The sequence below is a fragment of the Pseudodesulfovibrio senegalensis genome (assembly GCF_008830225.1).
Taxonomy (GTDB): domain Bacteria; phylum Desulfobacterota; class Desulfovibrionia; order Desulfovibrionales; family Desulfovibrionaceae; genus Pseudodesulfovibrio; species Pseudodesulfovibrio senegalensis.
Window position 1 is genome coordinate 75,107 of record NZ_WAIE01000002.1, and the last position, 23,682, is coordinate 98,788.

Sequence of the window (23,682 nt, forward strand, 5' to 3'; positions counted from 1 at the left end):
ATCCCCAAGGGGAGCATATGTTTGTTGCATTTTATCGGCTTTTGTTCGTGATGATGGTTCTGTTTGCCCTGTTCGAGGGTGGCGCCATGGCCGCCAGGGCAGAGCAGAATGGGCTGACCTATATTTCCGAAAACTGTTATCCGTTTTGCTATCGAGACGATGGACAGCCTGCCGGTTTTACCGTTGACCTGCTGCACCGGATCTGGACCGAACTCGGGCAATCCGATTCGTCGGTACGGCTGCTGCCGTGGGCACGGGGACTGGAAATGGTCCGCAATGAGCCGGGAACAGTGCTCTTTGCCGCCGCGCGTACGCCCGAACGGGAGCGGTATTTCAAATGGGCCGGTCCCATTCTTTCTGTCCGCCTTGTTCTCATGAGCCTGAAGGAGCGCGGCCTGAAGATACGGAACGAACGGGATCTTGAGGCCGTTTCCATTGGCACTGTCCGTTCCGATGCAGTGGATGCGCTGCTCAAGAGACGGTACCCCAAGGTCCGCCGTTTTCCCGTGAATTCCACCGAGTTGAACATGCGCAAGCTGTTGAGCGGCAGGGTGGATGCCGTGGGCCATGACGAATTTGCCCTGCGCATGTACATGGAGCAGCATGGCCTATCTCCTGATCGTTTTGAATTTGTTTATGTCCTTCAGAAGACACCTGTCTATTTCGCGTTCAACCGCAGCGTTTCCGATGCCTATGTCAAACGTTTCAATGCAGTGCTGCAACGCCTGCGTGAATCCGGGGTGTATTCGAATATCTGGTCCCGGCACGGCATGAGTCCCCCGCCCATTTACACGGGCAATGGCTCCTGATAGTGATTCTTCATCGCCATCATGGAGGATTTGTCATGTTTACCGGACTGGTTTTGGGAACGGGCCGAGTGGAGGCCGTGGAAGCTCTGGGCGCGGAAACCCGCCTGCGAATTCGTGCGCTTTTCGATCTGGATGCCATTGAACTGGGGGAATCCATAGCCGTGAACGGCGTATGCCTGACCGTGGAGACCTTCGGTGAACGCTGGTTCACTGCCTATGCCAGCCGCGAGACCATGTCCGTTACCAATCTCGGCGAATTGGGCCGGGGCAGCATCTGCAATCTGGAGCGGGCCTTGGCTGTGGGCGATCGTCTGGGCGGCCATATCGTCAGCGGCCATGTGGACTGCGTGGCTTCGGTGGCCGGTGTGCGGCCCGCGGGTGAATCACGAATCTATCGTCTTTCCTTTCCCGCAGAACACGGACGCTACGTCATCGGCAAGGGCTCGGTGGCGCTGGACGGCATCAGCCTGACCGTGAATGGCTGCGGCCCGGACTGGCTTGAGGTCAACATCATTCCCGAAACCCAGAAAGCCACCACCATTGCCCGCTGGGACGCGGGGCGGCGCGTGAACATGGAGACCGACGTGATCGGCAAGTATGTGGAGCGCATGGTGGCGCCGTGGAAGGGCGGGGATGTGTCCGGCCAAAAGGCGCAGTCCTCGTCGGCCATCACCATGGATTATCTGGCCCAGCACGGTTTCTGATTTTTTCGCCGGTATCCGGCACGTATTCAGATCATATTTGTTGGCAGAGCAACTGCGGTTGTGCGCTGTTGTCTTTTGCTGTGGTGCACGCGGAGAAAAAAAGAAGGCAAAAAGACGCGTTTGACCCGCAACGTTGCGCGTTTCCTCTCGGCACGTGCCGCAAACCTTGGCTCGCTTGAGCGGGGTTCGGGAGAAAGCAATAGACTGATCGACGAATAGCCAAGAAGTCCTAGGACTCAGCGGGCGCATTTGATTGCTGCACGATCCCGACGGACTTTTCCCCTCTATTCCGAGTGTCGACTGAAGTCGAGCCATCGTATGGCTCGGTGCGATAAAGTATGCACGAGGTCGGTGGTACAGGGTTTAGAAAATCAGCGAGGTTTTTCAAAAGGCCGACGCAGGGATTGATTCGTGGGGAGGAAGAGGAGGGTAGGTCCCAGGAAGGGAGGAGAGGGAGGGGACACCCCCTCTCTTTCCTCCATTCCTCAAATGGTTCTCGACTGATTGGTATAAAATATCACTGTACAACTGCGCGTCAGCGCAACCCAAAGATTGAAAGGCTTCTCGATTTCGTTGTGCGCTTGACCCGCAACGTTGCGCGTTTCCTCTCGGTACGTGCCGCAAACCTTTGCTGTGGGCCGAGCCGTGCTCGGCTGATCCTTCGCTCGCTTGAGCGGCACGAGGCCTCGTGGGTCTTTGGTGTTTGGGCCGGTCAGAAGCTTTCCACGCCGCATCGCCTGCAATCCTTGCAGTCCCGGTTGGAACACCCCGGGGCGGATTGGGCTTTTTTGGCACGCTCCCATTCCTTGTACAGGTAGTCGCGCCGCACGCCCACGTCGATGACCTCCCACGGAAACGGTTCGTCTTTTTCTCGCTCGCGCAGGTACTCGTCCATGGAGCCTTCCCAGCGCTTGAGCGCCTTTTTCCAGCCCCCGTGCTCCGCAGCCAGTATCAGGAAGTCCGCAATGCGTTCGTCGCCGCGGGCCAGCATCCCCTGCAACCGGGCCTGGAACGGGGAATCGTGGTGCAGCGAGACCCCGCGCATGGGCTTGACCAGGCGGGTCAGGCTTTTCAGCCGGTTGGCAAGTTCCTTTTCCGGGGGCATGGGCGCCCATTGGAATGGGGTGAACGGTTTGGGCACAAGGCTGCTGACCCCGACGGTGATGCGCATGAAATGCTTTTTGCGGCCGCCGGGTTCCTGGGCGCGAATGTCCGTGACGCGTTGGAGGAATCCGGCCAATTCTTCGTAGTCCTCGTCGGTCTCGCCGGGCCAGCCCGCAATGAGATATATCTTGAGGTGGTTGACCCCGTAGCGGGCGCACAGCCCCACCGCGTTCAGGAAGTCTTCGGGATCGAGTTTCTTGCTGGCCATGTCGCGCAAACGGTTGCTGGCCCCTTCCAGCGCCAGCGTGATGGTGCGGATGCCGCATTGACGAAGGAATACAAGCAATTCCTCGGTGATGCCGTCCGCACGCATGGACGAGAGGGAGAATTTGGTCTTGCGTGCATGCAGCCATTTGAGAAAGGGCAGCAGGTCGGGCCAGTCCGTGAGCGCGGTGCCTACCAGCCCCACCTTCATGGGTTGGGTCTGCTCCACAAGGTCCTGCATGTGGGCCATTTGGGCATGGCGTGGCGGACGATAGATGTATCCGGCCGCGCAGAACCGGCAGCCGTAGGGACAGCCACGATTCACTTCCAGCAACAGGGTGTCGCGGAATGTGGCCGTGCCGGAAATGAAGCAGGAAAAGGCCGGGTCGTGCAGGGTCTTGCCGAGGTTTGAAACAACACGTCGCACCGGCGTGTTCGAGCGCCCGGGCACGTATATGCCGGGTCGGTTTTTCACGGCTTCGAGAAAATCGTTTTTGCTGCCGCCTTCGAATATGTGGCGCTTGAGGTCCAGAAACAACGAGGGGAAGCTGTCATCGGTTTCGCCCACCCAGAAAAGATCCGTGAACCGGGCAATGGGCGCCGGGTTCAGGAATGCGGGCGGTCCGCCCACCATGATGAGTGGAAAATCGTCTCTGTCCTTGGCCAGCAGGGGGATACCCGCTGCCCCGAGCGTCCTCACAAGGAGGAGGTAATCCTCCTCGTAAGTGACGCTCAGGGCGATGACAGGGAATGAGGATAACGGGCGTTGGCTTTCCTTGGACGCAGGGGGACCGCCGCTGTCTCCCCGTCCTCGCTTGTCCGGGAAGACCCGTTCCACAGCGAGTTGCGGTTCCTGTGCCAAAGTGCGGTAAACCGCTTGCCAACCGAGGGTGGATACTGCCATGCCTTCGCCGCCGGGAACCACCAGGGCCGTGGGCAGACGACCTCCGTGGTCTGGAACCTCGGGTTCCATCCGGCCATAAAACAACGGGCGTTTCACGTCAGCAACGGCTCCTCAACCAGGCGCTGAAGCTCGGGTGGCAGTGACGCACCGGTTTAGTCGCAGTTCTTGCGAATGAACGCGGGTACGTCGAAATCGTCTTCCTCGAATATGAATTCCTCCTCGCCCGGACCGGCAACCGCACGGCTGCTGACCTGTGCTGCGGGCATTTCCTGATCGATGTCGGTCAGTTCGCTGCCTCCCTTGCGCAGATAGGCGGGAATGTTGAGGTTGCCTTCCATGACTTTGCGCTGGCCGTTGCGCATGGGTTTGGCTTCGGCCGTGGCCGGGCGCTTCATGCCCCGGGGGCCGAGCAGCATGAGCTTCTGCTGCTCCGCTCTGGAAAGAGCGGGCTCCGGCTCTTCCATGGCCTGCTGAATGCCGGTGGCGATGACCGTGATGCGCATCTCATCGCCCGCATCCGGGTCGAACACGGTACCGAAGAAGATTTCGGCTTCGTCGTGGGCTTCCTTGTAGATGATGTCCGCGGCTTCGGAGACTTCGTCGATGAGCATGTCCGGTCCGCAGGTGATGTTGATGAGTACGCCCTTGGCGCCTTCGATGGACACGTCTTCCAGCAGCGGGCTGGTGATGGCCTTCATGGCGGCTTCCTTGGCGCGGGATTCGCCGGTGGCGATGCCCGTGCCCATGAGGGCCATGCCCGAGGAACCCATGACTGCTTTCACGTCCGCGAAGTCGAGGTTGATCAGGCCGTGCACGGTGATCAGGTCCGCGATACCCTTGACCGCGTAGTAGAGCACTTCGTCCGCCTTTTTGAGCATGTCCGCAAAGGATGCCTTTTTGGCGGCCAGTTGCAGGAGCCGGTCGTTGGGGATGGTGATGATGGAGTCCACGGACTCGGAAAGTTCCTTGGTCCCCTGGTCGGCCTGTTGCAGGCGGCGCTTGCCTTCAAAGTAGAAGGGCTTGGTGACCACACCCACGGTGAGTGCGCCCATTTCCTTGGCGATGCGCGCCACGACAGGAGCCGAGCCGGTGCCGGTTCCGCCGCCCATGCCTGCGGTGATGAAGACCATGTCCGCGCCTTCGAGCGCTTCGCGGATCAGGGCCTCGGACTCCAGGGCCGCGTTGCAGCCAACTTCCGGGTTTGCGCCTGCGCCCAGACCCTTGGTGAGCTGTTCGCCCATCTGGATCTTGTGCTCGGCCATGGATTTGTGAATGTCCTGTGCGTCCGTGTTGGCAACGATGAACTGTACGCCCTTGAGGGACGACATGATCATGTTGTTCACGGCGTTACCGCCGCCGCCACCGCAGCCGACCACTTTGATCTTGGCGCTGGTGTCATGTTCGATTTCAAAGAATTCCATTGGTTACCTCCTGTTCCCTGTCAAGGTTAGGCAATGTCTGTGAACCATTTGCGCATTCTGCCCAGAATGCTTTCAAACGGGGAGTCGTCCCGGACGCGGAAGGCCTTTTGCCGCGTTGCGCCCGGACCGGATTCCTCTTCCGCACCGTGCAGAAGAAGTCCGGTCGCCGTGGCATACATGGGACTGCTGACCTCGGCGCTCAAGCCGCCCACCCCCACGGGTGAACCGATGCGCACCGGAAGGTCGAAAATCTGTTCGGCCAGTTCCTGGATGCCTTCGATGAGGCAGGTGCCGCCCGTGAGGACCACGCCCGCCGCAATCATGTTCTTGAATCCGGATTTGATCAGTTCCTGATCCACGAGGGCCATGATCTCCTCGCACCGGGGTTCGCATATTTCGGCCAGCACGCGCTTGCTCATGGTGCGCGATTCCCGGCCGCCCACGCTGGGCACTTCGATGATCTGGTCCGAGGTGATCAGGTCGGCCATGGCGCATCCGTGGTCGATCTTGATCTGTTCGGCCGAAACCATGGGCGTTCGCAGCCCGTAGGCGATGTCGTTGGTCAGGTTGTGACCGCCGAGCGCCAGCACCGAGGTGTGCTTGATGCTGTCCTTGGAGAAAATCGCCAGGTCCGTTGTGCCGCCGCCGATGTCCACCAGTGCAACGCCGATCTCGCGTTCCTCGGGCGAGAGCACGGCCTTGCTCGAGGCCAGCGACTCCAGCACGATGTTGGAAACGTCCAGTCCGGAACGGTTGCACGAGCGGATGATGTTCTGCGCTGAGGTCACCGCGCCGGTGACGATGTGCACCTTCACTTCAAGCCGCACGCCGGCCATGCCCAGCGGATCGGCGATGCCGCGCTGGTCGTCCACGATGAATTCCTGCGGCAGCGTGTGCAGCACCTCGCGGTCCATGGGGATGGCGATGGCGCGGGCCGCCTCGATGACGCGGTCCACATCGCGCTGGGTGACCTCGCCGCCCTTGACCGCAATGACGCCGTGGCTGTTGAAGCCCTGAATGTGGCTTCCGGCAATGCCCGCGTACACGCTGCGGATATCGCATCCCGCCATGAGTTCCGCGTCTTCCAGCGCTTTCTTGATGCACTGGACCGTTTTTTCGATGTTGACCACCACGCCCCGGCGCAGGCCCGTGGAGGGGCTGGTGCCGATGCCGATGATGTCCACGCTGCCTTCGTCGTTTACTTCGCCGACGACCACGCAGATTTTGGTGGTGCCCACGTCGAGGCCGACGATGAGATCGTGTTTGGCCATGAAAATACTCCTTGCTTCCCTGTCATCCATGATGGGCGAAGTCGCCCCTGTTTACGATGCGGTTCCCTGGCCGCGCCGTTTGACCCATACCTTGTCGCCCGTGGCCGCGATCATCTCGGCCTGCGCAAACTGCCCGCGCAGGGCCAGATCGCGCCACACGGCCTTGATCCTGCGGAACTGCCGTTGCCAGCCGTTCAGATCCATGCGCAGGGCCAGCCGCTGGCCGTCCAGAAAAATTTCCACCTGTTTCGAGCCCAGCACCTTGACCCAGGCCACCTGATTCATGTCGAACGGGGTTTCCGGTCCCTGAATCATGTCCAGCAGGGCCGAAAGGCGCGTGTCCGTGCTGTTCATGCCGCGTCCGTATTCCAGAATGGGCAGAGCGCCGGTTTCGCCGGGTTGCATGGGCGCGATGATTTTGCCGTGCCGGTCCGCGAAATTGAGCGTGCCGCGTTCGCGCACCCAGAAGCCGGGAACGCGTTCGCTGATCGTGATGACCAGCTTGTTCGGAAATTCCCGGCGCACGGTGGCTGCCTTGACCCACGGATTGGCGGAGATGTTTCGTTCAACTTCCGCAATGTTGGTGTTCAGGCAGTTGTCGCCGAGTTTGACCTTGGCCAGGTTGAGGATGTCCCCGTTGGTCAGTCGGCTGTTGCCGGACACGGTGATGTCCTTGAGCGCCAGATACGGGCTGGCCGTGAGCCAGCGATATCCGTACAGCAGGCCGACACCCAGCACGCAGAGCATGGTGATGCACAGCATGGCGATGAATACCCGGCTGGCAAAGGCCATGACCCCGCTTCCACCGGTCCTGCTGCGTCGCGTTCTGGGGGGCTTGCGCATGGTGTTGCCTTTGCGTTTGCTTCCCAGCTTGAGACGGCTTTGTCCGCCCACGGCAAGAGTGCTCACAGGAAAATGACCTCCGTTTCGAGATTCACGTCGAATTGCTCGCGCACGGCCTCGCGCGCCTGTCGGATCAGTTCCACGGCCTGCCCGCTGGTGCCGGTTCCGTGGTTGACAAGAAAATTCGCATGCAGTTCGGAAAAGCCGACGCCACCGAGGGTCTTGCCCCGGAACCCTGCCTTGTCCAGCAGCAGTCCCGCGCTTTGTCCTTCGGGATTCTTGAATATGCAGCCCGCGCTGCGCGCCGCCACGGGCTGGGTTTCTTTTTTCTTGGCGTAGATCGCTTTCATTCCCTTTTTCACGGCACCGGTCGTGGTTTCGGTCAGGGCCATTTCCACTTCCCAGATCATGCATTTGCCGAGCGTGATGTCCGGGTCGAAATGGCGATAGCCCCAGCGGCATTCGGAGGCGTCCTTCCAGAACAGACCCTGTGCCGGAGTCCAGAGCCGGATTCGTGTGACAACGTCCTTCATTTCCGTACCGTAGGAGCCTGCGTTCATGGCCACAGCGCCGCCAACGCTGCCCGGTATTCCAGTGAGGTTTTCCAGCCCGGAAAGACCGGCCTTTTGCGCCCAGCCTAGCAGTCCGGGCAGGCTTTGTCCGGCCCCGGCTCGCAGCACCAGGCGTTTGCCGTCCTGTTCCACGCGGTCCGGGGATGCCGGAGACTGCACGCGGATGAGCGCGTAGTCATGATGACCGTCCGGGCAGAGCAGGTTGCTGCCCCGGCCCAGCATGAAGGGGCGCAGTTCCGTGTGCATGATGAATTCGCACAGTTCGTCGAGGTCCTGTTCGGAGCCCGCTGTGAGCTCGATCTCTGCCGTGCCACCCAGTCCAAGGGTCGAGAGTTTGGCCAGATCGGGTTGGCTGTGTTGTTTCAGTGCCATGGCCTTTCCTATTTGTCTCCGGTTCCGGTGCCTTCCACGGCATCGAGAAAATGTTCGCCCACGCGCCAGATGGATCCCGCGCCCAGCGTCAGGAACAGGTCGCCCGGTTTGAGGGTCTTGTGGAGCTTTTCTTCAAGCACGTCGAAGTCTTCGCAAAAATCCACATCCGTATCGCTGACCTGCTTGATGCCCTGCGCCAGCGATACGCCGTTCACGCCCGGGATGGGAGCCTCGGACGCCGGATAGATTTCCGTGAGCAGCAACAGGTCCGCGTCTTCGAAAACCTTGCAGAAATCGCCGAACAGGGCCTTTGTGCGGCTGAAACGGTGCGGCTGGAACGCTACCACGAGGCGGCGGTCCGGGTAGCAGGCGCGCGCGGTTTGCAGGGTGACCTTGATTTCCGCGGGATGGTGTCCGTAGTCATCCACCACCAGCACCCCGGCGCGTTCGCCCTTGCGTTCGAACCGTCGGCCCACGCCGCCGAAATTGGACAGTCCGCGCAGGATGTCTTCCTTGCGCAGCCCGGCCTCGATGGCCACGCCGATGGACCCCAGCGAATTGAGCACGTTGTGCAGCCCCGGATGGGCCACCGAGGCTTCGCCCCAGAATTCACCATCCAGATAGACCTTGAAGATACTGCGCAGGTGCGAGCTGACGATCTCGCCGCGCAACCGGTTGTGCACGCCGATGCCGTATGTCATGCAGGGCCGTTTGATTTTTGGCAGCAGGCGCTGCACGCCTTCGTCGTCGCCGCAGACCACGTTCATGCCGTAAAAGGGAATCTTGTTCATGAAGGTGGTAAAGGACTCATCGATCTGGTCGCGGTCCGAATAGAAATCCATGTGGTCTTCATCCACGTTGGTGACCACGGTGACCACGGGCGCGAGGCACAGGAACGAACCGTCGGATTCGTCGGCCTCGGCAATGAGGTAGTCGCCTTCGCCGAGCCGTGCGTTGGCGCCGTAGGTATTGAGCCTGCCGCCGATGATCACGGTGGGGTCGTAGCCCGCTTCCGTGAAGATGGTGGCCAGCAGGGACGTGGTCGTGGTCTTGCCGTGGGTTCCGGCCACGGCGATGCCCGTGCGCAGGCGCATGAGTTCGGCCAGCATTTCCGCGCGCGGGATTATGGGCACGCCCAGTTCGCGGGCGCGCTTGAGTTCCGGATTGTCGTCGGGAATGGCCGTGGACTTGACCAGCACGTCCACGTCGCGCACGTTGTCGGCTCCGTGGCCGATGTAAACGATGGCCCCGAGTTTCTGGAGGCGGCGCACGGCCGCTCCGGCCGCAAGGTCGGACCCGGTCACGTTGAATCCCATGTTGATGAGCACCTCGGCAATGCCGTTCATGCCGGAACCGCCAATGCCCACCATGTGGATGTTGTTGACTCTGGCCCGCATGGCCGGGCAGGATTCGCCCCTGAACGTCAGGCTCGGTCCTTGTGCTGCCGTCATGATTGCAACCCTTCCTTATGCGGTTCTTCGGAGCCCTTTCCGGCGAGCCGTTCCAGCTCGTCGGCTATGTCCGCCGCCGCCGTGGGCGCGGAAAACTCCACCGCTTTTGCCGCCATGGTTTCGAGCGTTTCGGGCGCGTCGAGCAGTTCGAGCACCGTGCGCGCCAGCGAATCCTTCATGGAGTCCTGCTCCAGAAGACGTGCCGCGCCTGTCCGCTCCATGGCCATGGCGTTTTTTGTCTGATGATCGTGTGTGGCCTGCGGGAAGGGCACGAAAACGGCCGGAACCCCCGCTGCCGCAATTTCAAATACCGTGGACGCGCCGCTGCGGCACAGGGCCAGATCGGCCCATGCGTATGCCCTGGCCATGTCGTCCATGAACCCGTGCACGCAATTCGGGTCTGCCCCGGCCTGTTCATAGGCCGCGCGCACGGCTTGCTCTTCTTTTTTCCCGGCCTGATGGAGCAGGTTTATGCCTGCGCTCATGAGCTCGGGCAGGATGGCTGCCACGGCCTCGTTGATGGGCCGTGCGCCCTGGCTGCCGCCGAGGACGAGCAGGTTGCGTCCCCTGGTTCCGGCGTTGTGTGCCGAGAAAATATCGCTGCGCACCGGGTTGCCCGTGCGCATGGTTTTTGACGCGGGGAAGGCCCCGGTGGTGTCGTCAAAGGACAGGAAGACCCGGTCCGCCACTTTGCCCAGCAACCGGTTGGTCACGCCCGGCACCGAGTTCTGCTCGTGCACCGCGCAGGGAATGTGGCTGAAGGCAGCGGCCAGCACCGGGCTGAATCCGGCATAGCCGCCAAACCCGACGACCACCTCGGGGCGGAAGGTTTTGAGTTCGGTGCGCGCCCGCACAATGCCGCGCAACACCTGCATCACGCCCTGCAGCTTGCCGCCGATGCCCTTGCCCATGATGCCGCGGGCCGGGAGTTCGCAAAATTCGAGGCCGTGTTTTTCGGCCAGTTCCCGTTCGGGACCGCTGCCGCCCAGAAAAAGGATGGCGCATTCCGGGTTGCGTTGGCGCAGTTCGTCAGCCACGGCCAGTGCCGGGAAAATGTGTCCGCCGGTTCCGCCGGTGGTCAGTACGGCGCGGTTCAGGGTCATCGCCCACCTCCGCGCGAAATGTTCAGGAGCATGCCCACGCATATGAACGAGACCAGCAGGTTGGAGCCGCCGTAGCTCATGAACGGCATGGCCACGCCCTTGGGCGGTACCGTGCCCAGCACCACGGCTAGGTTGAGCACGAAGCCCAGGGCCAGCGTCAGGGTCATGCCGAAGGCTGTGAAGCGGTCCTGCAGGTTTTCCTGACTTGTGGCCACACGGAAGGCCCGGTACAGGAAAAAGGCCAGCAGCATGAAGAACAGGCTCATGCCGATGAATCCGAGTTCCTCCCCGGCCACGGCCATGATGAAGTCGTTGTGGGCCTCGGGCAGGAAGAAGAGTTTCTGCTTGCCCGCGCCAAGTCCGGAACCGAATATTTTCCCTGATCCGAAGGCGTACAGGGATTGCACCAGTTGGTAGCCTTCGTTCTGCGCACTGGCAAAGGGGTCGAGGAACGCGGTCCAGCGCTTGAAACGGTATGGGGACGAGGAGATGAGCATCCAGCCCAGCCCGCCGCCGAATACGCCCGCCGTGAACAGGTAGCTCAGCCGGGTGCCGCCCACCGCGCACATGAAAAAGAGGATCATGGCCAGAAACACGGCTCCGCCGAAGTCCGGCTGGAGCATGAGCAGCCCGCACAGCACGCCGGAAACGATGAACGGCGGCAGGAAGCCTATGGAGAAATTCTTGACCTTGTCCTGCTGCTTGGCAAAGAAATATGCCAGATAGATGACCAGCGCGGGTTTTGCCAGCTCCAAGGGCTGCACGTTGAAGAACCCGAGTGAAAGCCAGCGCGCCGCACCGCCGGCACGCACGCCCAGCGGCGTCAGTCCGCACAGAACCAGCAATACCAGCACGATGAACAGCCACATGTATGTCAGCCCGTAGATGAAGCGGCGCGGTATGCGGGAACACACGTACATGACCAGCCCGCCTGCGGCCGCGAAAATCAGCTGCTTCTTGAAGAAATAGTATTTGTCCCCGTAGAAACGCTCGGCCATGATCCCGCTGGACGAGAGCACCATGATCAGGCCGAAACCGGCCAGCAGGACCGTGGCCAGAAGCAGCCAGTGGTCCATGGTGCCCACGGGCGCGGGTGCGGCCTTGGGGCGTATTCTGCGGTTGGTGCTCATTATTGGCACTCCCCGAAAATGCGGCGGAAGTCTTCGCCGCGGGCAATATAGTTGGGGTACTGGTCGTAGCTGGACGTGCCCGGCGAAAGCAGGATCACGTCGCCCGGGTGCGCCTGCGAAACCAGCCGACGCACGGCCAGCTCCATGGTGTCGTCCCACGACACCGGGAAATACCGTTTCATGGGCCCTTCAAAAATGTCGCGGCTGGCACCGTACAGTCCGACCTGTTCCACGCGGCCTTCCATGGTCCGGGCCAGTTCGCCCACGTCACCGCCCTTGAATTTGCCGCCCATGAGCAGACGCACTGTGCGACCGTCGAAGCTGCGCACGGCCGCGGCCACGGCTTCCAGCGTGGTGGCCTTGGAGTCGTTGACGAACGTCACGCCCTTGGCCTGGCCCAGTATCTCCAGCCGGTGTTCCAGCGACCGGAACCCGGACAGCACCCGTTCCGCGTTGCGGGGAGAAACCCCGAACTGCTTCACGGCCAGCCATGCGGCCTGTACATTGGCCTTGTTGTGAGCGCCGGGCAGGTGTGGGGCGTCAAAGCGTTTTGCCGAGGAGTACCAGATGGTTTCCGCCTTGGTGAAATCGCGCCCTTCAAGCACGGGCCGGAGGCTTTCGTGCACGATGGCCATGTCGCTTTCTTCCTGCATGGCGAACATGCGCAGTTTGGCGTCGAGATATTCGTCCATGTCCTCATGATAATCGAGGTGGTTGGGCGCAATGTTCAGGAACAGGGCCACATGCGGGTGAAAGAGGCGGCAGTTCTGCAACTGGAAGCTGGAGACTTCCAGAACCACCACGTCCACGGGATCCATGTCCAGCAGGTATTCGCACAGCGGGGTGCCGATATTGCCGCCCACGAATACGGATTTGCCCGCGTCCCTGAGCAGTTCGCCGATCAGGGTGGTCGTGGTGGTCTTGCCGTTGGAGCCGGTGATGGCGATGATGGGCGTTTCCATGAACCATGAGGCAAATTCCAGTTCGGCCACCACCTTGCGCGGGTTCAGGCCGTTGGTGAATTCTGCGAGGCTTCTGGCGGGAACACCCGGGGAGAGCACCACAAGGTCTGCGTCCGCGAACTGGCCGGCATTGTGCGGGCCGGTTTGCAGTTCGGCCACGGCGGATGCCGCCTCGCGCGTTGATTCCGGCAGGGACTCGTTGGTGTCCACCATGCGGACGTTTGCCCCGAGCGCGTGCAGCAGCCGTGCGGCTGCGACGCCGGATTTACCTGCGCCCACCACAACTGCCCTGCTGCCTTCGAGCCGGTGCTTGTCTGCGAATTCCTTGACCACGCGATTCATGCCTCTACCTCAGCTTCAGTGTTGAAAGCGCCATGAGCGCCATGAGTATGGAAAAAATCCAGAACCGGATGATGATCTTGGATTCCGGTATGCCCTTGAGTTCGAAATGATGGTGCAGGGGAGCCATGCGGAAGATGCGTTTGCCGCCGGTCATGCGGAAGTAGCCCACCTGGATGATGACCGAGAGGGTTTCGAACACGAACACGCCGCCTACGATGACCAGCAGCAGTTCCTGCTTGGCCAGCACGGCCACGAAACCCAGCGCGCCGCCCAGCGCGAGGCTGCCGGTGTCGCCCATGAAGACTTGAGCGGGATAGGCGTTGAACCACAGGAATCCGAGGCCTGCGCCAACCATTGCGCCGCAGAACACCGTGACCTCGCCGATGCCCGGCAGGGTGGGGACTGAAAGATATTGTGCAATGCCCGTGTGCCCGGAAACGTATGTGAAGATGGCAAAACAGGCCATGGCCACCACCATGGGGCCGATGGCCAGCCCGTCCAGCCCGTCCGTGAGGTTGACCGCGTTGCTGGAACCCACAAGCACCAGCAGAGCGAAGGGCAGGTAGAACCAGCCGAGGTTCGGCAGCCAGTTCTTGAAGAAGGGCACGGAAAGCATGGTGGAGTAGTTGGGCTCGTGAATGAGTACGGCAATGGCTGCAGAGGCAACCAGTATCTGGCTGATGAACTTGGCCTTGGAGCTCAGGCCCAGATTCCGTTTCTTGACCACCTTGATGTAGTCGTCCGCAAATCCCACGGCTCCGAAGCCCGCGAACACGAACATGGTCAGCAGCACGTAATGGTTGGTCAGGTCCGCCCACAGCAGGCAGCTCAGCAATACGCTGAACAGGATCATGAGTCCGCCCATGGTCGGGGTTCCCTGCTTTTGTTGGTGCGCGGGGCCGTCTTCGCGGATGTATTGGCCGAACTTGAGCCGCTTGAGCCAGCGGATCATCATGGGGCCGAACAGAATGGAGATGATCAGCGCGGTGAGCAACGCCCAGATGGACCGGAACGTGATGTACCGGAACACGTTGAACGCGCCTACTTCGGCGCTCAAGGGGTAGAGCAGGTGATAGATCACGGCCTTTCTCCTTGCAGCACGCCCCGCAGGGCCTTGGTGTATTCTTCCATTTTCATGGAGCGGGAGCCTTTGAGCAGAACCACCGCGTCGTCCAGCTTCAGGTTTTTCCAGTTTTCGGCAAAATCTTCGGGGGTGGTCAGGGGCGCCACGTCCGGGTAGGCCGAGCGAACGTCGGCAATGTGTTTTCCTTTCCAGAAAACAGCCTCGGGCTTGATCACGGCCAGGGTCTCACCCAGCTCGTGGTGCCGTTTGGCCGATTCCTCGCCCAGTTCGAGCATGTCGCCCAGCAACAGCACCAGCGGCCTTTCACCGGCAATGGCCCGGGCGGTTTCCACGGAGCGTCTCATGGACAGCGGGTTGGCGTTGTATGTGTCGTCGATGACCATGATGCTGCCTTCCGGACGGCAACAGAAACGCTGGTTGTCAGCGCTGAACCGTGCGGCCCCGTCAATGACATGTTGCGGGCTGAGTCCCACGGTGTGCGCGGCAGCGGCAACGGCCGCGAGGTTTTCCGCGAAATGCTCGCCGCAAAAGGGTGCTTCGAATTCATGCTCGCCCTTGGGCGTGCGCAGCAGGAAGCGGCCGGAGCCGTATTGCCCCGGTCCGAGGAAAAGGCAGAAGAACGGCGCGGATTCATCCATGGTGGAGAATCCGACGGGATCGGGAATGATCTCCCGTGCGGCCTTCCACAGTTGCGGATAGTCCATGCTGACCACGGCCACGCCGCCGGGCTGCAGGTAGTGCAGCAGCGAGGCCTTGGATTTGGCCACGCCTTCGATGTCGCCCAGTCCCAGCAAATGGCCCGGACCCACGTTGGTGATGATGGCGATGTCCGGCGTGGCAATGGGGCCGAGTTCGGCCATGTCCGAGGAAAGGCTGATGCCCAGTTCCATGACCCATATTTCCTGCTTTTCGCTGGCCTTGAGCATGGACAGGGGCAGGCCGATCTGGTTGTTGAAATTGCGATAGTTCTTGGCCACCGGGAAGCGTGCGGCCAGTACTTCGGCCAACAGCTCCTTGACCGTGGTCTTGCCAGCCGTTCCCGTGACCGCCATGAGCCGCGCCTTGCACATGGAACGGTGGCAGGCCGCGATGCGACCCAGCGCAACGGTCGTGTCGCGCACCATGAATACGGGCACGTCCGCCTGCACGATCTTGGAAGCCACGATACCGGCGGCACCGGCCTTGACAGCCTGGTCGATAAATTCGTGGCCGTCGAAACGGTCGCCCTCGATGCACACGAAAAGATCGCCGCTGGTCACGGCGCGGCTGTCCGTGCGCACCGCATTCACCGGGATTTCCATGCCTTCGTCGGCCATGCCGTTCAGGCAGCGCTGGATGTCGGCCAATGTCATCTTCACCGGTCCAGTTCCTCCATGGCCTTGAGCACGGCCTCTGTGTCGGAAAAGTGCAGGGTCACATCGCCCATGACCTGATAGTCCTCGTGCCCCTTTCCGGCCACGAGCACCACGTCGTTTTCGTTCATTTCCCGGATGGCCATGTTGATGGCGGTCTGCCGGTCCGGGTTTTCCAGCATCATGGCGCAGTCTTTCAGGCCCGGGCGCGCATCATCCATGATGGCTTCGGGTTTTTCCGTGCGCGGATTGTCCGAGGTCAGCACGGCCACATCGGCATACCGGGCCACGGCGCGGGCCATGAGCGGACGTTTGGCACGGTCGCGGTCGCCGCCGCAGCCGAACACGGTGATCAGCCGGTCGAAATCGAGTTCCTTGAGCGTCTTCTGAACATTGATGAGTGCGTCGGGCGTGTGGGCGTAGTCCACGAAAACATGCAGGCCGCGGTCGTTGGGCACCCGCTCCAGTCTGCCGGGAACCCCGGCAAAGTCGTTGAGGGAGCGCATGTCCTTGCAGTTCAGGCCGAGGCACAGCCCCACGGCTTGGGCGGCCAGAAGGTTCATGGCGTTGTGCTGGCCGATGAGCGGCGATTCCACCTGCCATGTCTTGCCCTTGAATCCGCATTCGAGATGCAGGCCTTTGCCCGTGCAGGACAGGATGCGTCCCTGCAGGGATTGGCTGTCCGCCGCGCCCGGGTCGCCCAGCCCGTAGGCCACGGCGTTTTCGCACTGGTCGAGCAGACGCCGGCAGTAGGGATCGTCGTAGTTGATGACGCAGCATTTGTCTTCGGACGGGTATTCGTTGAAGAGCTTTGCCTTGGCCCGGAAATAGGTTTCCATGTCCCCGTGGTAGTCCAGATGGTCCTGGGTGAGGTTGGAAATGACGGCCACGTCGAAATCGAGTCCGGCAACGCGGTATTGGTCCAGCGCATGGGAGGAGACTTCCATGACCACGGCGTCCACGTCCGCCTTGTGCATGTTGGCCAGCAACTCGTGCAGCATCCAGCAGTCCGGGGTGGTCAGCTTGGCGTCCACGGAAAAGCCGGGCCAGCGGTAGGTGACCGTGCCCAGCACGCCCACCTTGCGACCGGCCTCGGACAGCAGGTGTTCGATGATGTAGCTGGTGGTGGTCTTGCCGTTGGTTCCGGTAATGGCAACCAGTTTCATGTCCATGGAGTCCGTGCCGAAGTGGGCACGAGCCAGTTCGCCAAGGGCGCGAGCCGTGTTCTCCACGTAGCAGACCACCACGTCCTCTTCGGCCACCGGAGCCACGAGGTCGCGTGCGTCTTCCGGGGCAACGATGTATCGTGCGCCCTTGTCCATGGCCATGGGAATGAAGTCGATGCCGCGAACGGCCACGCCGGGCATGGCCACGAAGCATTCGCCCGGCTGCACGGCACGCGAGTCCGTGCGCACCATGAGTCCTTCCCTCGCCAGTTCCAGAAGCTGGTCGAATTCCATTACGCCGCGAGTCATTGTCTTTTTCCTGCTAGGAGAGCCAGAGAACAAAAACATCCTTCTTTCCCTCCGTGTTTCCTGCCTCGGGCCAGGGGCGGCCCGCTGCGGGTTTTTGCCTGGAGACGGTGGTCCCGTCACCCTTGAGAACCGGAACGATTCCCTTGTTCACCAAAATTTCCAGTGCGCGGCGCAGGGCCATGCCCCGGAGATCGGGGATGGTGCTGCCCGCTGTCTTGTGTGGAGCCGGAGCCAGCGTTTGCGCCAACTCCTCGCTGGGTATGGACGCCACGGCCAGTTCTTCAGCCATGGCTTCTCCCGCCGCGTCGGGCAGTTGTCCCTTGTAGGCCAACGTGTCCACCATCACGGAGCGCACGACCGGCGCTGCAACCGTGCCGCCGTAGTCGTTCTTGGTGGGTTCGTCCACCATGCAGATGACCAGGTATTCGGGGTCGTCGCCGGGCACCAGACCGACAAACGAGGCCAGATACTTGTCGCCGTATCCGCCCCGGACAGCCTTTTGTGCGGTGCCGGTCTTGCCGGCCACGGTCAGACCCTGAATGCGTGCCTTTCTGCCGGTACCGTCCATTTCCACCACTTCTTCCATGAGCGAGAGCACGGTTTGGGCCACGTCTGCGTCCACAATGCGTTCGGGCTGCTTTTCGTCCTTGGCATCGCGTTTGGCTGCCGGATCCAGAATCAGGTTGAGCCGTTTTTTCCGGCCCTTGTTGGCGAGGCACAGGAACGCCTGTGCCATCTGCAGGGGCGTGACGCCGATGGATTGGCCGAAGCTGGTGGCCGCGAGATCGAGTTTGCGCCATTTTTCCGGAGGCCGGACAAGCCCGGACGATTCGCCGGGAAAGTTGATGCCCGTGCGTGCGCCGAAACCGAGCGCGGTCAGGTATTCGTGATATTTGTTGGCGCCCAGGTCCATGCCGATCTTGGCCGAACCGATGTTGCTGGAGTAACGCAGTACCTTGCGTACCGGCAGCCATGCAGCCGGATGGTGGTCCCGGATGGTTTTGCCGGGCACGCGCCAGCGGCCGTTTTCGCAGAAATAGAGTTTGTCGGGATCCACGACTTTTTCCTGAAGCGCTGCGGCGATGAGCAGGGGCTTCATGGTGGAGCCGGGTTCGAAAATGTCTGTGACCGCGCGGTTTCTGCGCACGGATGCCTTGGTCCTGCGGTAGATGTTGGGGTTGAAGAAGGGGTAGTTGGCCAATGCGAGAATGTCGCCGGATTGAACTTCCACCACGACCACCACCCCGGCCTTGCCGTGGTACTCATCCACGGCCCCGGCCAGCGCCTGTTCGGCCGCGTTCTGGATGTGGCGGTCAATGGTCAGCTGCACGGGGGCGCCGTTGATGTTCACTTCGCGGCCCTGGGCATCCAGATAGAGCCTGCGGCCCGAGGCGTCGCGCTGCACCACGAATTTGGCCTTGCCCGGTGTCATGTGCTTGTCGAAACGTTTTTCGATGCCCTCCAGCCCTTTGCCGTCCACGCCCACAAAACCGAGGATCTGCCCGGCAAGGTGGCCGTTGGGGTACAGGCGCGTGTATTCCGTGGTCAGGTGCACGCCGGGCAGCTTGGCCTTGAGCAGTGCCGAGGCCTGCTTGTCCGTGATCTGGCGTTTGATCCAGATGAAATTCCGTTTGGAGCGAAGCCGTTTGCGCAGGTTGGACTTGGATATGCCCAGAACCGAGGAGAGGGTGGCGATAACGGCTTGCTTGTGCTTGGCCGCTTCCATGGGACGCAGGTACACGCTTTGCGCCTCCACGCTGGTGGCCAGTATCTTGCCGTTGCGGTCCAGAATGCGTCCCCGTTCGCCGGATTCGAATTCCGCGGCCAGATTCTGGCGCGCAGCCATCTTTTCCAGCCATTCGCCCTCGTGCAGTTGGACCCACCCGGCGCGAACCCACAGGGCGCACAAGGCAACGCCAAAGAAGATCATCACCAGGATGATCTTGGCTTTGCTCAGGTCCTTTTTGCCCTGTTTGGTCTTGCCGGTCATGGCGGAAACCTTCTAGTTGCCGTCCTCGCCGACTCGCCGGATTTGTCCGGGTGCGGCCACGCCCAATCCGTATTTCTCCGCCAGCTTTCTGAGCCGGTAGGGAGAAGAGAGATTGTCGCGTTCGACCTCGAGTTTGACGTACAGGGCAGCCTTGCGGTCATGCTCCTTTTCCATCTTCCTGAGGTCGTAGGCCAGATCCATGCGTTCGATGTTCAACCAGACAGAGGCCAGCCCCAATCCCAGACCCACGCCGAGCGAGGCGAGAAAGAGGGGTAACCAGTTCCGGTCCATCGAAATCATGCCCGTTGTCCTTCCGGTCCGAGCCGTTCGGCCACTCTGAGCTTTGCGCTGCGGCTGCGGGGATTGCCCTGCATTTCCTCGTCGCTTGCCATGAGCGGCTTCTTGGTCAGCACCTTGATTTTCGGGACGCCATCGCAGGTGCAATGCAGCTGGTGGTGCGGGCATTTACATGCTTTTGCCGCTTCCCTGAACGCCCATTTCACGGCCCTGTCTTCCAGGGAGTGAAACGAGATGATGGCCAGCCTGCCACCCGGATTCAAACGTCCGATGATTGAGGAGAGGAAGGTGTCAAGTTCCTCCAATTCCCTGTTCACTGCTATTCGCAATCCCTGAAACGTCCGGGTTGCCGGATGGTTTCGTGCCTGCCTGCGCATCTTGGGCGGATAGGCACGCTCCACGATGCTTGCCAGACGCAGCGTGGTCGTGATCGGTTCCGATTCACGTTCACGCAGAATTGCCGATGCTATCTTGCCTGCCATGGGGTCGCCGCCGTATTCACGGATGATGCGTGCGAGCTGCCCATGGTTGAGGGTGTTGACCAGCGTTTCGGCGGGTTCGAGATCGCCGTCGCTGTCCATGCGCATGTCCAGCGGCCCGTCGTGCAGGAAGCTGAACCCCCTGTCCGCTTCGTCGAGCTGCATGGACGAAACGCCCAGATCGAGCACTGCGCCGTCAACGCCCTCCCAGCCGAGTTCGTCCAAAGCATCTTCGAACTCGCTGAAAGGCTGGTGGAAAAGATGGATGTTTTCTGCATGGCCTGCCAGCCGTTGCCGTGCCAGCTCCAATGCCTTCTCGTCGCGGTCCAGGCCGATAAGCTCGGCCCTGCCCAGGGACGCTTCGAGAATAGCCAGACTGTGGCCACCCATTCCAAGGGTTCCGTCCATGTACCGTTTGCCCGGTTCGGGACGAAGCCATTCCACCACTTCATGTAAAAGAACCGTTTTGTGTTTCGAGGCCGGATCCACCACTTCTCTTTCCATATTAGAAGGGTATGCTGACGTTGTTTTCCGCCAGCTCCTCGGAAACGTCGTAATCTTCTTCGAGAAGGCTTTCGAAGCTTTCTGCCGGCCAGATCTCAAAGCGCCTGCCCGCGCCCATGACCACGACTTCCCGTTCCAGCTTGCCGCTCTTGCGCAGATGGGCGGGCAGGGCGATACGCCCGTTCTTGGCCACGCCCACTTCCTCATAGCCGGAATAGAAGATGCGGATGATGTTCTGCATCTGGCGGCTGGGTGCCTTGATCTTCTCGAGTTCCTCTTCCAGCCTGTCCCATTGGGACGGGGTTATGCCGATGACATGCTTTTCCCAGATGGTCAGCACGAGCTTGCCCTCCGGAACCTCGGACAATATTTTGTCCTTGAAGTCCGGTGGCAATATGAGCCTGCCCTTTTCGTCCAGGCTTCTATGTGCGTGACCGCGAAATCGCATTCATACCTCGTGTTGTGACGTTGTTTCCACTTTATGACCTATTTTACCTACTTTGTCCCACTTTTTTCCACACGTGTATGAAAAACCGGAGTTTGTCAACTCCAAAAGAAGAAAATACCCGTGAAAATAAGAGGATCGGGTTGCCTTTTCAGGGGCCTGAGCCTAGTATTTTTGATGGAAAATATTGGATCAATATTTATTTTTCCTGTAATTTCGGCCCGAAAAGAAGAAACGCTCCCCCCAGAGGGGGGTGCGTTCAATAATAATTCCTTCACACATGTATTTTTTTTTCAGGGAGGAAGCATGGACAGGCATATCAAGATCATTGCCACGCTGGGACCGGCCACGGAAACCGAAGAGGAAATCCGCAAGTTGGTCCATTCCGGGGCCAAGATATTCCGGCTCAATTTTTCACATGGCGGCGAGGAGTTTTTCGAGAGGATGGTCGGCATCATCCGCAAACTCGAGGAAGAAACCGGTTTTACCCTGACAGTGCTTCAGGATTTGTCCGGCCCCAAGGTACGTACCGAAGATGTGGGGCTGGGGGCGCTGGAAATCAACAAGGGCACCGAGGTGCTGCTGGGCACCCGGGAGCAGGCAGGCGCCACCGACGAACCGTTCATCTGTCTGAATATGCCCGATCTGCTCGAGGTCATTCAGGAAGGGGACCCGGTGGCCCTTTCCGACGGCATGCTGCGTTTCACCGCGATCAGGCGCGAGGGCGAGCACCTTGTGCGCCTGCGGGCCATCAATTCCGGACTCGCCCCGCCCCGCAAGGGTATATCGTTTCCGGGCAAGACCACGCCGCTGGCCGCGCTGACGGACAAGGACAAGAAGGATTTGGCCTTCGGCATGAAGCTGGGTGTGGATTGCGTGGCCATGAGTTACGTGCAGAAACCCGAAGACATTATCCAGCTGCGCGCGGAAATGGCCAAGCACGGGAGAAAGATTCCCATCATTGCCAAGCTCGAACGCTCCGCGGCCATTGAAGCATTGGACAGCATCCTTGAAGTGACCGACGGCGTGATGGTGGCGCGCGGCGACCTCGGTCTGGAAATGAACCTTGCCGAATTGCCGGCCATGCAGAAGCGCATCATCCGCGCCTGCAACAAACTCGGCAAGCCGGTCATTGTGGCCACGCAGATGCTGCTTTCCATGGTCAACAGCCCCATGGCCACCCGGGCCGAGACAACGGACGTGGCCAACGCCATCCTTGACGGCGCGGATTGCATCATGCTTTCCGAGGAAACCGCCATAGGCCGTTATCCGGACGAGGCCGTGCGTTTTATGCGCACCATTGCCTACGAGATAGAGAATTTTTATTATGAACAGCGAAATGACGAGGATACCCGCTTCGGCGACCTGGAGCATCCGGCCACGTATCTGGCCTATGCGGCCGCCATGCTGGCCGCCAAGACAAAGGCCAGAGCAATCGTTTCGCATTCCACCTCAGGGGCCACGGCGCGCATCCTTTCCTCATGCCGTCCCCGCCAATCCGTGTACGCCTTGACATCCGACCCGGTTGCACGGCACTTTTGCAACCTGTCATGGGGGGTTATTCCTGCGGTTCCGGACACGTCGCTGTCCAACCATCAGGAACGGGCCGAAGAGTTCGTGAAGAATCATCCGGCGTTCGAGGACGACGATGTCGTTATCATTGCTGCCGGCCAGCCCGACCCTGCCAGGGACGCGTCCAGAACACAGACCAATGTGGTCAAGCTGTTCGTAAAGTAGTAGAGCATGTCCATGAAGCACGAGATCACAGACGGCCTCAATGAGGAATACTACCAGATCAATCCCGACATTCTCGGTAGTTTCAACAAGTTCCGACCTCCCTTGAATCTGTATCGGTTTGACGAGAACGTGGCCCGCATCATTCCATATTACAAGGTCGGGGGCAGGCTTTCCAACGAGCAGATCGAGGAACTGGCGGAATTGACCAAGGAAGGGATCATCTTTGTTTCGCGCGATGACCATCCCGTCTACGTCAAGCATATCAGTTACCAGCTGGACCTCGTTCTTGTGGACAAGAACCTCAAGGAACGTGAAATCGGGGACATCTTCACGCAGGCGCTCACACGCCGGTGCAAGGAGTTCTTCGAGCAGCCGGTTCCCATTGTTTTCGACAAGCTCTGGACCGACATGATGGTCCTGACGGAATATCTCTTCAACGACATCCACCGGTCCCGGGCCTTGGCCCGCAGGCTCAACAAGGAGTATTCGCTGGAGACCCATGCCGTGAATACCGGTTTTTTCGGTTTGGCCCTGTATGGCGCAATGCGCAAACGGGATTTCGAGGAAGGCGGTGTGAAGCGCAAGATGTTCGACCGCATGACCGCCGGACTGTTTCTGCATGATCTCGGCATGACCAAGGTCCCTTCCTTCATATTGCAGAAAAGCAAGCCGCTGACCGGAGAGGAACGGGCCAAGGTCAACCAGCACCCCATGCTGGGCTACCAGATGCTTGCCAAGCTGGACCTCAAGTATCCGGAAGTGGAGGAATGCGTGGTCGGGCACCATGAGCGGGTCACGGGCAACGGCTATCCGCAGAAGAAAAGCGGGGACACCATGGGGTATTTCGGCAAATTGTGCGGTCTGGCCGATTCATTTTGCGCCATGACCTCCAAGCGTCCGTTCCGTGGGGATCCCATGACTGCCGAAGAAGCCGCCAACAAGCTGCTCATGGACAAGGGGTACGACCCGACCATGACCGGCATGCTGCGCAAGCTGGTCACGGATCTCAAACTCAAGTAGTTTTGTTTTGATGAATTGAAGAAGGCCCGCATCGCCACAAGGTGATG

Annotated in this window: 20 protein-coding genes; 4 read left to right on the forward strand and 16 right to left on the reverse strand. The window is 60.5% G+C overall.

Features of this window, described 5'->3' with window-relative positions; translation table 11 throughout:
• Window positions 1-17 precede the first annotated feature (17 nt).
• Together F8A88_RS06595 and F8A88_RS06600 are read left to right on the forward strand one after the other, a co-directional pair.
• Window positions 18-809 (forward strand): substrate-binding periplasmic protein, encoded by a 792-nt coding sequence (locus F8A88_RS06595; RefSeq protein WP_151150351.1) that lies wholly within the window; start codon window positions 18-20, stop codon window positions 807-809.
• 35 nt (window positions 810-844) lie between these two features.
• Entirely contained in the window at window positions 845-1,513 is a 669-nt protein-coding gene (locus F8A88_RS06600) for a riboflavin synthase (RefSeq protein WP_151150352.1), read from the forward strand.
• A 712-nt stretch (window positions 1,514-2,225) separates the two neighbouring features.
• Here the strand turns inward: F8A88_RS06600 and F8A88_RS06605 are convergent.
• The 16 genes from F8A88_RS06605 to F8A88_RS06680 form a co-directional block, all read right to left on the reverse strand.
• On the reverse strand, window positions 2,226-3,854 hold the full coding sequence (locus F8A88_RS06605; RefSeq protein ID WP_151150658.1) for a radical SAM protein: 1,629 nt from the start codon (window positions 3,852-3,854) through the stop codon (window positions 2,226-2,228).
• A gap of 83 nt (window positions 3,855-3,937) precedes the next feature.
• Window positions 3,938-5,206 carry a cell division protein FtsZ gene (gene ftsZ / locus F8A88_RS06610; protein ID WP_151150353.1) on the reverse strand — a complete coding sequence of 423 codons (1,269 nt, stop codon included), beginning with the start codon at window positions 5,204-5,206 and terminating at the stop codon, window positions 3,938-3,940.
• A gap of 26 nt (window positions 5,207-5,232) precedes the next feature.
• Complete coding sequence (gene ftsA, locus F8A88_RS06615; protein WP_151150354.1) at window positions 5,233-6,477, reverse strand: cell division protein FtsA; 1,245 nt, start codon at window positions 6,475-6,477, stop codon at window positions 5,233-5,235.
• 51 nt (window positions 6,478-6,528) lie between these two features.
• Window positions 6,529-7,386, reverse strand: coding sequence for a cell division protein FtsQ/DivIB (locus F8A88_RS06620; RefSeq protein ID WP_151150355.1), 858 nt, complete (start codon window positions 7,384-7,386; stop codon window positions 6,529-6,531).
• Window positions 7,383-8,264, reverse strand: a complete 882-nt coding sequence (murB, locus tag F8A88_RS06625; protein WP_151150356.1) for a UDP-N-acetylmuramate dehydrogenase — start codon at window positions 8,262-8,264, stop codon at window positions 7,383-7,385. Before murB ends, F8A88_RS06620 begins: the two co-directional genes overlap by 4 nt.
• A gap of 8 nt (window positions 8,265-8,272) precedes the next feature.
• Complete coding sequence (gene murC, locus F8A88_RS06630; protein ID WP_151150659.1) at window positions 8,273-9,661, reverse strand: UDP-N-acetylmuramate--L-alanine ligase; 1,389 nt, start codon at window positions 9,659-9,661, stop codon at window positions 8,273-8,275.
• Between the two features lie 50 nt (window positions 9,662-9,711).
• Window positions 9,712-10,818 (reverse strand): undecaprenyldiphospho-muramoylpentapeptide beta-N-acetylglucosaminyltransferase, encoded by a 1,107-nt coding sequence (murG, locus tag F8A88_RS06635; RefSeq protein WP_151150357.1) that lies wholly within the window; start codon window positions 10,816-10,818, stop codon window positions 9,712-9,714.
• Window positions 10,815-11,948 (reverse strand): putative lipid II flippase FtsW, encoded by a 1,134-nt coding sequence (gene ftsW / locus F8A88_RS06640; RefSeq protein WP_151150358.1) that lies wholly within the window; start codon window positions 11,946-11,948, stop codon window positions 10,815-10,817. Before ftsW ends, murG begins: the two co-directional genes overlap by 4 nt.
• Window positions 11,948-13,252, reverse strand: coding sequence for a UDP-N-acetylmuramoyl-L-alanine--D-glutamate ligase (gene murD / locus F8A88_RS06645; protein ID WP_151150359.1), 1,305 nt, complete (start codon window positions 13,250-13,252; stop codon window positions 11,948-11,950). The genes ftsW and murD overlap by 1 nt, the downstream gene beginning before the upstream one ends.
• A gap of 4 nt (window positions 13,253-13,256) precedes the next feature.
• Window positions 13,257-14,333, reverse strand: coding sequence for a phospho-N-acetylmuramoyl-pentapeptide-transferase (gene mraY, locus F8A88_RS06650; protein WP_151150360.1), 1,077 nt, complete (start codon window positions 14,331-14,333; stop codon window positions 13,257-13,259).
• A complete protein-coding gene (locus F8A88_RS06655; protein ID WP_338325288.1) occupies window positions 14,330-15,688 on the reverse strand; it encodes a UDP-N-acetylmuramoyl-tripeptide--D-alanyl-D-alanine ligase in 1,359 nt (452 codons plus the stop codon). Before F8A88_RS06655 ends, mraY begins: the two co-directional genes overlap by 4 nt.
• Before the next feature lie 2 nt (window positions 15,689-15,690).
• Window positions 15,691-17,163, reverse strand: coding sequence for a UDP-N-acetylmuramoyl-L-alanyl-D-glutamate--2,6-diaminopimelate ligase (locus tag F8A88_RS06660; protein WP_241667375.1), 1,473 nt, complete (start codon window positions 17,161-17,163; stop codon window positions 15,691-15,693).
• Between the two features lie 13 nt (window positions 17,164-17,176).
• On the reverse strand, window positions 17,177-19,153 hold the full coding sequence (locus tag F8A88_RS06665; RefSeq protein WP_151150363.1) for a penicillin-binding transpeptidase domain-containing protein: 1,977 nt from the start codon (window positions 19,151-19,153) through the stop codon (window positions 17,177-17,179).
• A gap of 12 nt (window positions 19,154-19,165) precedes the next feature.
• Window positions 19,166-19,453 carry a hypothetical protein gene (locus F8A88_RS06670; RefSeq protein WP_151150364.1) on the reverse strand — a complete coding sequence of 96 codons (288 nt, stop codon included), beginning with the start codon at window positions 19,451-19,453 and terminating at the stop codon, window positions 19,166-19,168.
• Window positions 19,450-20,433 carry a 16S rRNA (cytosine(1402)-N(4))-methyltransferase RsmH gene (gene rsmH / locus F8A88_RS06675; protein WP_151150365.1) on the reverse strand — a complete coding sequence of 328 codons (984 nt, stop codon included), beginning with the start codon at window positions 20,431-20,433 and terminating at the stop codon, window positions 19,450-19,452. Before rsmH ends, F8A88_RS06670 begins: the two co-directional genes overlap by 4 nt.
• Before the next feature lies 1 nt (window position 20,434).
• The gene (locus tag F8A88_RS06680) at window positions 20,435-20,881 is read right to left on the reverse strand and encodes a division/cell wall cluster transcriptional repressor MraZ (RefSeq protein WP_151150366.1); all 447 of its coding nucleotides are present in this window, start codon (window positions 20,879-20,881) and stop codon (window positions 20,435-20,437) included.
• 303 nt (window positions 20,882-21,184) lie between these two features.
• On the opposite strand from F8A88_RS06680, the gene pyk reads away from it, so the two are divergent.
• Together pyk and F8A88_RS06690 are read left to right on the forward strand one after the other, a co-directional pair.
• Complete coding sequence (pyk, locus tag F8A88_RS06685) at window positions 21,185-22,615, forward strand: pyruvate kinase (RefSeq protein ID WP_151150367.1); 1,431 nt, start codon at window positions 21,185-21,187, stop codon at window positions 22,613-22,615.
• A gap of 6 nt (window positions 22,616-22,621) precedes the next feature.
• Window positions 22,622-23,635 carry an HD-GYP domain-containing protein gene (locus F8A88_RS06690; protein ID WP_151150368.1) on the forward strand — a complete coding sequence of 338 codons (1,014 nt, stop codon included), beginning with the start codon at window positions 22,622-22,624 and terminating at the stop codon, window positions 23,633-23,635.
• Window positions 23,636-23,682 lie beyond the last annotated feature (47 nt).

Bases quoted from the DNA above. Each gene is read 5' to 3' on its own strand.
- F8A88_RS06655 (WP_338325288.1), bottom strand. From the start codon at position 15,688: ATGACATTGGCCGACATCCAGCGCTGCCTGAACGGCATGGCCGACGAA.
- murC (WP_151150659.1), bottom strand. From the start codon at position 9,661: ATGCGGGCCAGAGTCAACAACATCCACATGGTGGGCATTGGCGGTTCC.
- ftsZ (WP_151150353.1), bottom strand. From the start codon at position 5,206: ATGGAATTCTTTGAAATCGAACATGACACCAGCGCCAAGATCAAAGTG.
- F8A88_RS06680 (WP_151150366.1), bottom strand. From the start codon at position 20,881: ATGCGATTTCGCGGTCACGCACATAGAAGCCTGGACGAAAAGGGCAGG.
- F8A88_RS06690 (WP_151150368.1), top strand. From the start codon at position 22,622: ATGTCCATGAAGCACGAGATCACAGACGGCCTCAATGAGGAATACTAC.
- F8A88_RS06665 (WP_151150363.1), bottom strand. From the start codon at position 19,153: ATGACCGGCAAGACCAAACAGGGCAAAAAGGACCTGAGCAAAGCCAAG.
- murG (WP_151150357.1), bottom strand. From the start codon at position 10,818: ATGACCCTGAACCGCGCCGTACTGACCACCGGCGGAACCGGCGGACAC.
- rsmH (WP_151150365.1), bottom strand. From the start codon at position 20,433: ATGGAAAGAGAAGTGGTGGATCCGGCCTCGAAACACAAAACGGTTCTT.
- F8A88_RS06600 (WP_151150352.1), top strand. From the start codon at position 845: ATGTTTACCGGACTGGTTTTGGGAACGGGCCGAGTGGAGGCCGTGGAA.
- murB (WP_151150356.1), bottom strand. From the start codon at position 8,264: ATGGCACTGAAACAACACAGCCAACCCGATCTGGCCAAACTCTCGACC.
- F8A88_RS06670 (WP_151150364.1), bottom strand. From the start codon at position 19,453: ATGATTTCGATGGACCGGAACTGGTTACCCCTCTTTCTCGCCTCGCTC.
- F8A88_RS06660 (WP_241667375.1), bottom strand. From the start codon at position 17,163: ATGACTCGCGGCGTAATGGAATTCGACCAGCTTCTGGAACTGGCGAGG.
- ftsA (WP_151150354.1), bottom strand. From the start codon at position 6,477: ATGGCCAAACACGATCTCATCGTCGGCCTCGACGTGGGCACCACCAAA.
- pyk (WP_151150367.1), top strand. From the start codon at position 21,185: ATGGACAGGCATATCAAGATCATTGCCACGCTGGGACCGGCCACGGAA.
- murD (WP_151150359.1), bottom strand. From the start codon at position 13,252: ATGAATCGCGTGGTCAAGGAATTCGCAGACAAGCACCGGCTCGAAGGC.
- F8A88_RS06595 (WP_151150351.1), top strand. From the start codon at position 18: ATGTTTGTTGCATTTTATCGGCTTTTGTTCGTGATGATGGTTCTGTTT.
- F8A88_RS06605 (WP_151150658.1), bottom strand. From the start codon at position 3,854: ATGGAACCCGAGGTTCCAGACCACGGAGGTCGTCTGCCCACGGCCCTG.
- ftsW (WP_151150358.1), bottom strand. From the start codon at position 11,948: ATGAGCACCAACCGCAGAATACGCCCCAAGGCCGCACCCGCGCCCGTG.